This window comes from Pseudoalteromonas aurantia (genome assembly GCF_005886875.1).
Classification (GTDB): Bacteria; Pseudomonadota; Gammaproteobacteria; order Enterobacterales; family Alteromonadaceae; genus Pseudoalteromonas; species Pseudoalteromonas aurantia_A.
Map to the genome: position 1 here is coordinate 1 of NZ_PNBY01000069.1, position 8,824 is coordinate 8,824.

5 protein-coding genes and 1 pseudogene are annotated in these 8,824 nt (G+C 38.3%); 1 reads left to right on the forward strand and 5 read right to left on the reverse strand.

Translation table 11 applies throughout. The annotated features are described in order from the left end of the window. The 4 genes and pseudogenes from CWC18_RS14105 to CWC18_RS14120 all read right to left on the reverse strand — a co-directional run. A pseudogene (locus CWC18_RS14105) lies at nucleotides 1-343 on the reverse strand (transposase); the annotation flags it as partial. Nucleotides 344-542: 199 nt separating this feature from the next. Beyond that, complete coding sequence (locus tag CWC18_RS14110) at nucleotides 543-3,020, reverse strand: S8 family peptidase (RefSeq protein WP_138675502.1); 2,478 nt, start codon at nucleotides 3,018-3,020, stop codon at nucleotides 543-545. A gap of 16 nt (nucleotides 3,021-3,036) precedes the next feature. Further along, nucleotides 3,037-4,017, reverse strand: a complete 981-nt coding sequence (locus tag CWC18_RS14115) for an AAA family ATPase (RefSeq protein WP_138675503.1) — start codon at nucleotides 4,015-4,017, stop codon at nucleotides 3,037-3,039. Nucleotides 4,018-4,563: 546 nt separating this feature from the next. Then, a complete protein-coding gene (locus tag CWC18_RS14120; RefSeq protein WP_171041117.1) occupies nucleotides 4,564-6,129 on the reverse strand; it encodes a LytR/AlgR family response regulator transcription factor in 1,566 nt (521 codons plus the stop codon). A 102-nt stretch (nucleotides 6,130-6,231) separates the two neighbouring features. Between CWC18_RS14120 and CWC18_RS14125 the strand changes: the two genes are divergently transcribed. Then, nucleotides 6,232-7,788, forward strand: coding sequence for a serine hydrolase (locus CWC18_RS14125; RefSeq protein WP_138675505.1), 1,557 nt, complete (start codon nucleotides 6,232-6,234; stop codon nucleotides 7,786-7,788). Between the two features lie 154 nt (nucleotides 7,789-7,942). Here CWC18_RS14125 and CWC18_RS14130 read toward each other — a convergent pair whose 3' ends face one another. Beyond that, nucleotides 7,943-8,485, reverse strand: coding sequence for a hypothetical protein (locus CWC18_RS14130; RefSeq protein ID WP_138675506.1), 543 nt, complete (start codon nucleotides 8,483-8,485; stop codon nucleotides 7,943-7,945). Between the last annotated feature and the right edge of the window lie 339 nt (nucleotides 8,486-8,824).

Genomic DNA, 8,824 nt, shown 5'->3' on the forward strand with positions numbered 1-8,824 from the left:
CTAGCCGCTCACCTTGAAGGAACTTATGAGACAGTATGGTGCCTTTAAACAGCTTATGCCATCTGATGATAATCGCTTTATCACTCAGTCTTTTCGCTTTTATATCATCTACATAAAGTACAATGTGCGTATGGTTACTCATCACCGCATACGCACATACATCAATACAAAACACTTTGGCAAGCTCCAGCAGTTTGCTTTCTATCCATCCTCTTCTGTGTTCATAAGATTGCCCTGATACCTTATCTTCACCACACAAATAGGCACGTCGAACGCAGCGTGAAATACAATGGTAGTATTTGGTATCAGTTAAACTCACTTGCCTTTTGCTTGCTGTAGCAATACGGAAATCACCTATCTTTTAAGCTGAATTTAAAAGATAGGCAATGAAGGAAAAACAATCAATTTTGAATGGGTGTCAGTGTAAATTCTTTTGAATGGGTGTCAGTTAAATTTTCTCGTTGGATCGTAGATCCGACCGTTCATATGAATTTGTAGATAAAAGGATATGAAGTAAGAGGGCAGTTCCCCCCCTTACTTTACTAGGTCACAATCTCCTGCTTAATTAAGCTCTCGATTTTTGTATACAAATCAACTTCTACTTCTGGAACTGCAATAGAAATTATCAAAGAATATCTAGCTTCTTTATCCCAATGTTTAAGCTGAGTCCGACTACGCCACCAGCCCATTGCTGGATATATTGCTATAGATCCCCTTTCAGCCAACTCTGCGGCTGAACCTCTCCATATATCTTTATGAACAGAACCTTTATGTCTTGTGTTTCCTAATAACCAGTCTGGGTCTTGAGGAGCACGATTTACCCCTGTTTCTTCATTTCGTGCAGCTAAGCTTAGCCGTGCTTTAAAGTCACTCACAGATTCACTAGGTCGTTTAACATCGAATCGTAGTTGATGGCTTGGGTAACTATATTTACCAGAGACATTTCGACTAGAAGGATTCGGTTCAATAAAATATGATAATGTAACTGCCATTTCAACATCAACTTCACCTAATTCAAGTAAGCTTTCCTTAGGCCAAGGTAAGTCATGTATATGCATATCTCTCGATGTTGGTTGCTTACCTTTGGGTTTGTAATATGGTTTTATCCTATCTTGTACAACTAGGGATAAAGAGTTATTCGCACTCCACATGGCACGTTCTAAATTAGGTACTCCATATCCTACAAGCCTAATCAGTCTCTTAACTTGTTTTTTTATTGTGGTTTCAGAGTTGACTTGTTCAAACATTGCCTTTGTCCAGTAGGCAGAATGAACGATCATCGCTCGTATAGTTTCAGGCCAATACTCTGGGTACTGAGCTGATAACGTAGCTGCAAAGTTTGCAGCCAATGAGGTTGCTGCACTCGTTGCTTCCGATGTAGAAAAAAGTCTAGATTTGAAATCACTATTAGTAGATAACAACTTCAAACTTGGTAAACCTGTACAGGAGAATCTATCATAACCGACATTACCGCCTTCAAAAACAACTTCTGGCTTAATTGGCATATTCCTATCCCACATAACAGAAGTTGTTGAATAAGGTGACAAAGTACCAGCAGTAGCTAACGGAATATAATCACCACCCTCTATTACTTTATTTTTTTGAGTATACGCCCCTATAGTTAATGCATTCCAAGCCTGACCAGGATCATGTATGTCTTGTGTTTCGTTATAAATTGGATATTCGAGCAAATCTGTTAGATCTTGACCTGTATTACCAGCGCATATAGTAAAAAGCCTTGGATTTAAGTTATCTCCTAAGTAATCACAAGCTAAGCTATCTAGTGTGCTCGACCAAGATGACGGCCTACCTCTATCTCTTCCATCTAAAGAGGATAATGCCATCGAAAACACCCTTTTTCGATCGTGGTTTTCTATTTCAGGTAATGCAACGCCATCAGCGGTTATTGCTCCCAAAAGCTTCCCTTCGTTATCACCGGAGTATCGCAACAACTTTACAGACTCTAATCTATGATTAACTTGTTTATAGCTGTCTGCCTGAAGTTCTTCAGTCAAGTCTCCCCATAATGCTAAACCAGCCATATTCGTGCCATGCCCACAGTCATCAGTCGCAACCCAAGTCGGGTCTACAACAAAATGATCTTTATCTGTGGTGAAAGGCTTTAAGAGTGGGTGTTCATAGTTAGTTCCTGAATCAAGAAGGCAAACATAAGGAGCATTTTGATCTTCTGTTAGCTGCAATCTGTGTAAAAGGTCATCACCCCAAAACTTTTGCTCATCAGGCTCAAGCTCATCAAAAAATGCTGCTGTATCTTTAGCTAATCTCAATTCAGATATCAAGCTGAGCAACAGGGTGTTTGTAGCAAGCTCTCTCCTGCTACCCTTTACATTCAAAACTGTTCGTTCTGGAAATTCAATGGTATGGCTGGATACTTCAAGTTCAACCTCTTCAGCAAGAACTTTAAAGTCATGCAGAACTGCATTTCGATCATCAAATACTGGGAGCCAAACTTCCCACCAAACCTCTTCATCGCGACTTTTAGGATATAACTCTTCAGCATCAGTCCATAGAGATTCTATCGCGGAAACTTTTAAAGATTCTATAGCATCAATCAGGGCGCGATTATCACGCGGTTTTCCATTACTTGTAGTTTTATATTCCATATATGCTTGAATTTTAGCTTCTAGTTTATGAAGCTTCCCTTCAGGAATAAATATCGACGCAATAATTTTGTCACCAATCTTTTTTACGTTTAGTAATTCTATACCAGCTCTAACATCAGCTAGACTCTCAATTGCAAGCTCAACACCTGGGAAACTGTCAAATGTTACCTGAATGCCAGTTTTAGAAAGAAGGTCATAGTGTTGCGCTTCTTCTTTTTGAGTTTCCTCAAATATTTTTGCAGTTTCAACCTGTGCTAACAGACCACTTCCATGATTCTCTCTGTCTCTTGGAGGAATTATTTTATTTGAGATAGGGGTGCCTGGGTATTTGTATTTTTCTGGTTTCCCCGTTGAGGTTAAGAGAAAATGAAGATTCCTTTTTTCTATTCCGGTCATTAAGTATCCTATATCTTTATTGTTCTAGATGATTGCTCATATTCCTTCGGTCATTAATCGCTGAATCCAGAATGGCTAATGTTATTTTTTTGTGCTCATGTATCAGAAACTCTTTAATCGCATCTTCAGCAGCCAGAGTTATCTCTGCGCTACTAAGCCCTTGCGATCTGTCTGGTAACTTTTTCCAGGGAAAATTTTTGGCGACATAATCACTTAATTTATTTTTGTACAAGGTGATAGTTTCATTTTCTGTGGGTAGCTCATATTTAATAACATCATCAAACCTCCTAAACAGAGCATGATCCAATATTTCTATGTGGTTAGTAGCACAAATTATTAAACTGTTTGATTCATCTTGCTCTATCATTTGAAGAAAGCTATTTAATAATCTTCTAGCTTCACCAACATCATTTCCAGCACTCCGATTGGAACCTAAAGCATCAAACTCGTCAAAAAAGTAAACACCTCTAACCTCACGAATAGCATCAAACACTTGACGAAGCTTTGCTGAGGACTCACCAAGGTACTTAGTGATAACACCATCCAACCTAACCTGAAATAGAGGGTAATCAAGTTCACCTGCTAATACCGATGCAGTATAAGTTTTTCCAGTTCCAGGGGGGCCAACAAGGAGAACTTTTCTTCTAGGTGATAGACCATGATTCTTTAATTTAGCCATATGGCGCTGCTCTCTGATCAAGCGCTCTAATTTTAGTTTTAATTCTTCAGGGGCTATTAAATTTGATAATTTCAGGGAAGGGTGAGTCGTTGATAATAAACCACTACTATCTTTAATACTTTTTGCAATTGAAACAGGTAATTGATTAAAGCTCTTCTTTTTGGCTCGCTCAACTATGTCACGTAATTCTTGAGCTATTCGCCCATGACCACTTCGAGCTTCATGCGCAGCAACTTGCAAGGCGATAGATAAAAATCTTTCGTCATCTTTTTCTATGTGAGACTGCAAAAGAGCCTTTATTTGCGTTGAGCTAGCCATGCGTTGGTATCAGTATGATTTCGATGGTATAAATTTTAGCACTTAGCTTTGAATATGTCTTTATAAATTTAGACCTAAGAAAATAACACGCAGATAAAAAACATTATATTACATGTACTTATCAACTTACACCACACCTCCAGTTTATGCTTCATCATATTCTCATGTGTTGTCTTATTGTCAAACCAGTTACCTATCGGTTGCAATGTCACTAAACACTATGAGGGCAACACCAGCTAGTTTTGGTTCTCTTTACTCTGTAAGGGGTTATTACTCATAGTGCCCACTAATGCCAAGCGTCTGTTCAAGCTGTAGTCCCGTTATGCCGTATTCATCAAAGGCGCATAATAAGTGACACCCACCCAAAAATTTCCCCCAGCTCCACCACTTTAAATTGTGAAACAACTAATCTGACCCCTTTATATTTTTTAACTTTTTGAAGATTAATCAGAGCTAAGTCTTTTTAATGGGATCAATGACTTTGACACCTTTTGTTGTATGTAATATGTATCGATAAAAAGACCTGACTCCCTCGCTTCTAGGGTATTACATAAGCTGCTTCTTAATCTTAGGCATAATCCGCCTGCTCACTGGTACGGAAGCACCTGTACTCAGTAGCAAATTTCCCCCACCTGACGGTAGCTTCTGAAGCGACTGAATAAATTGCTTATTTACAATGTATGAGCGATGTATACGCAAAAACGTTACGGGCAACTTTTCTTCCATGATAGTCAACGTCTCGTTATGTAACACACTACGTTCATCTAATAGGCTTATCTCCACATAATCTCTCGCCCCCTTCACAAAACAAATACTGTCACATGACACCCACTCTTCTTTGTCCGTAAGGTTTAGCTTTATCTTTGACGGTGTCTGCTGTTCCTTACATTCATCCAATACTCGTTGAAGCTGCTCAGCTCTTTTCTGTGCAAGCTGTTTTTGAGACTGTTCATTTTTATATTCAATTGAATGTTGAATGAAGAAGAACACTAAAAGCACAGCTACAAAACAATAAAAGTAAAGATCGAGAAATTGATTAGGATTAATCGCAATTACGAAAAAGAATGCCAAAAGCGCACTAGCATGCTTCATCGCATTATCATACAGCTTAAAAGCTTGATAAGCAGAAATACAAAAGCTTAACCCCGCAGGAATTTGAAGGGCGAAAACTGTTTTTTCCTCTATCGTGTTACCTAAATAAATAAATGCAAACGTTAATAACATTGAAAGAGAAAAGTAAGCCCAGCGATGACTTTTCACAAAGCTATCTATGATATATAACAGTAAGCACATCCCACTCAACATACCCAGCAATAAAATAACAACCAAACGAACGTCATGATAAGGGTATTCGTATGCTATTAACCCTCTAGACACTTCAACCAATAATTGAAGCACCACTAACAATGAAAATACAGGAAGCCAACAAGTACTGCGTCTTGGATTCGAGCCTTGTAAAACTAACTGACTTGAAAAAACTAAGCCTATGACCAAAATACCTAGCGATAACAAAGTAGGTAAGTAATTACGAAGCACTATATTTTGAGGAGAGCCATAATATGTGATTATCGCAAATGGAATTGAGGTGCTGATATCGTAAACTTTATGATGAGATGACAGTTTAATAACTAACTCATTCTGTTGCTTCTTCAGTAATCCTTTTGGTATATAAATAACAAAGTCCATCACTCCAACCTTTTCACTTTCAGGTTGAGCCGAGGGATAACCATTTCGACCTATTAATTCGCCATTAAAGTAAAACTCAGCTGCCGCTTGAGCAGAAAAAAATAACCCAATTGGTTTATCGAGCAGCTCAGAGACGTTAAAATCAAACGTAGAGCCAATCCAAGTTAAATTGTTACTTAGCTTAACGTCACCCAACGGCATTTTATTACAACTCTGAAGAAAAAACGTATCGGAAGACAGCCCTGCATTTTCATCATAGCAAACCCTAACTTCTTGAATAAAAAACTTATTAAAATCATCTGCTGCAAGGCTTGTAGAGAACACCATGCTAAAACTGACTAATAAAAACACATACAATAGCTTAGCCTTTACCACAATGTCATGTAAGACGGTGCAAAAATATACCCTGATAGATTTTGCCGCCATTTGCAGAAGAAACGCCACCGCTTGCATATAAGTGCTAGAAAAGTATGAAGTAATTGGTAATGTCCTTATCAATTAATAAATTGCTATGAAGGGCCTATTTTAATGAACTATATCAAAAAATTTGTTTTCACTGGAGTCGCATTATCACAATTAATTTTTGCCCCACTATGTATAAGTGCACAGTTAACGCCAAAACAAATAGATGCACTTGTTGAAAAAGCAAAAGACGAACTTAATGTGCCGGGGGTAGCATTGGCCGTTGTAAAAAGTGGTGAAGTGGTCCATGCAAAAGGCTATGGCGTGCAATCCATCGAAAACAACACGCCAGTTAATACTGACACCCTATTCCAGGTCGCGTCGATTTCAAAATCATTTGTCACTGCGGCATTGGCACTGCTCGTAGATGAAAATAAACTCAGCTGGAACGACAAGGTCATCGATTACCTTCCGCAGTTTCAAATGTATGATCCTTGGGTGACAAGAGAGTTTACTATTCGCGACTTGTTAACTCACCGCTCTGGTTTGCCACTGGGTGCTGGGGACTTATTACAATGGCCTGATGCGCAGGCACACGCAACGCCTGATGAAATCATCTCAGCATTAAAATATTTAAAACCAACCAGTTCATTTCGCTCCGAATATGCCTACAACAATTTAATGTACACTGTCGCCGAAGAGGTTATACGTGTGATAACCAAGATGCCTTGGGACCAATATGTCGAAAAAGCATTAATTGCACCACTGAAGATGACTCACTGTGTAGCAAACCCGACTCGAATTAACATACCTAGTAAACGTGCAATACCGCATATGGAAGTCGACGGTACGCTCCAAACCACTTTTTTCAAAGATGATAACCAAATTAATTGTGACATAGCGGGCATGGTAAAGTGGACACAGCTATTTCTTAGCAAAGGTAAACTACCAGATGGACAAGACTTGTTCTCTGAAAAGCAACACGCAGAAATGTGGAAGCCAGTTACTTTAAAAAAAGTCGCTTATATTGATCAAAAATACGCGCAGACACATTTTCAAGCATATGGATTAGGCTGGAATTTGATGGACTTTCATGGCCACTTGCATGTCTCTCATGGCGGCGCGGTACAAGGCATGACCTCCCATATCGCATTTTTACCTGAAAAAGATGTTGCTGTTATTGCGCTTACAAATCAATGGTCAAGAGCAGCCCAAGGTCTAACCGCAACTATCCTAGAGCACTATATTGAGGCAAAACCCACAAATTACATTGACGTATATATAGAAGGAAATAAACGATATAAAGCCTACAAAAAACAACAAAAGAAAACGGAAAAACCTCTGCACCTGAGTACAACAAAACCACCTATGGCGCTTAATCAATATGCCGGTACTTACCAAGATAACTGGTATGGCACAGTGGATATCACCGAAACAGACTCAGAGCTTAATATTAAGTTTTCTCGTGGTAATGCTTTAAGTGGTAAGCTTGCTCACATCGAGGGTAACCGATTTGTTGCAAAATGGCATGACCGAACGCTCAATGCAGATGCATTTGTTAAATTTGACGTCGATTTCGAAGGTAAGGTGAGTGGATTCAAAATGAAAGCCGTAAGTCGTAGCACTGACTTCTCTTATAACTTTCATGATTTAAACCTAAAAAGGGTGAGCGTTCAGGAGTAAATAAAAAATAGGATATAATAAGTGACACTCACCCAAAAATTTTGTTGATTTTTGAGAGGAAAACCCAACATAAACAATCTGTTTTGGATGGGTGTCAGTTAAAATTGTGACACACTTGGAGTGTCCATATGTGTCAGTTAAAATTTGCGATTATTCAATCAGACTGCGCTGATTTATGTTTGCCTATACTAGCAAATGCTTCAATACCGCTTACTATTTTATTTATTCCTTTAGATCCACCGGCCATGAGCGCCCCCATCGTAAATAGTTCAAATGCATTGAACAAAATGAGCTGTAAAGTAGGGATCCCAGAAAAAGAAAACACATCTGAAAAAATACGTATTCCAACTAATCCCATCATTAAACCTATTAAAAACCCAACAATGCCGGCTTGTTTTGTAGTTTCTGCCCGATAGCTAGCGAGTAATTCTGTCGCTACAACCCGATCAGCTTTGTTTCCATTATCAATTCTATTTACGAGTTTAATTTTTCCAGGATGCCGGTAAGCAATCACGTATAACTCAACAATACGCTCTACGATGAGTGATAAAAATAATAATCTTAGCAATAATAAAAAGAACTGTTGCGGCTCAGTGAATCCAATCCAAGTTAAATTGTGACCAATAGCAAAAAAGTGAGAACATACCGACAAAGCAAGTACTGATGTAATGCTAATAAAAATATATTTAATGTTCATAATTTAACAAAGCAATCCAAGTTTTATATGAGCACAATCAAACGAATCATGAGTCTGATGTCAGCTATTATTTTTTGGCCCTATGATTAAATTTTTTTGAATTAAATTCAATGTTTTATATCAAAAATAAATTTTATTGCCTAATGACAATACAATAAAAAACACATTTCCCTAAACAACATTGAATCTGAAATATCGCTTAAAGCTGTAAACTCAAAATAAAGAAGGCTGAACTCATACGCATACATAAGGCACCGACAAGAACACTTTATATAGACCGCTTGGGTATATTCAAATTAGGGTATATAGGCTCGAAGCGCATTAGGGGCACTGAAATAA

What these genes read in the sequence shown, in the direction of transcription:
- CWC18_RS14110 (WP_138675502.1), bottom strand. Translation starts at nt 3,020, where the DNA reads ATGACCGGAATAGAAAAAAGGAATCTTCATTTTCTCTTAACCTCAACG.
- CWC18_RS14115 (WP_138675503.1), bottom strand. Translation starts at nt 4,017, where the DNA reads ATGGCTAGCTCAACGCAAATAAAGGCTCTTTTGCAGTCTCACATAGAA.
- CWC18_RS14120 (WP_171041117.1), bottom strand. Translation starts at nt 6,129, where the DNA reads ATGGCGGCAAAATCTATCAGGGTATATTTTTGCACCGTCTTACATGAC.
- CWC18_RS14125 (WP_138675505.1), top strand. Translation starts at nt 6,232, where the DNA reads ATGAACTATATCAAAAAATTTGTTTTCACTGGAGTCGCATTATCACAA.
- CWC18_RS14130 (WP_138675506.1), bottom strand. Translation starts at nt 8,485, where the DNA reads ATGAACATTAAATATATTTTTATTAGCATTACATCAGTACTTGCTTTG.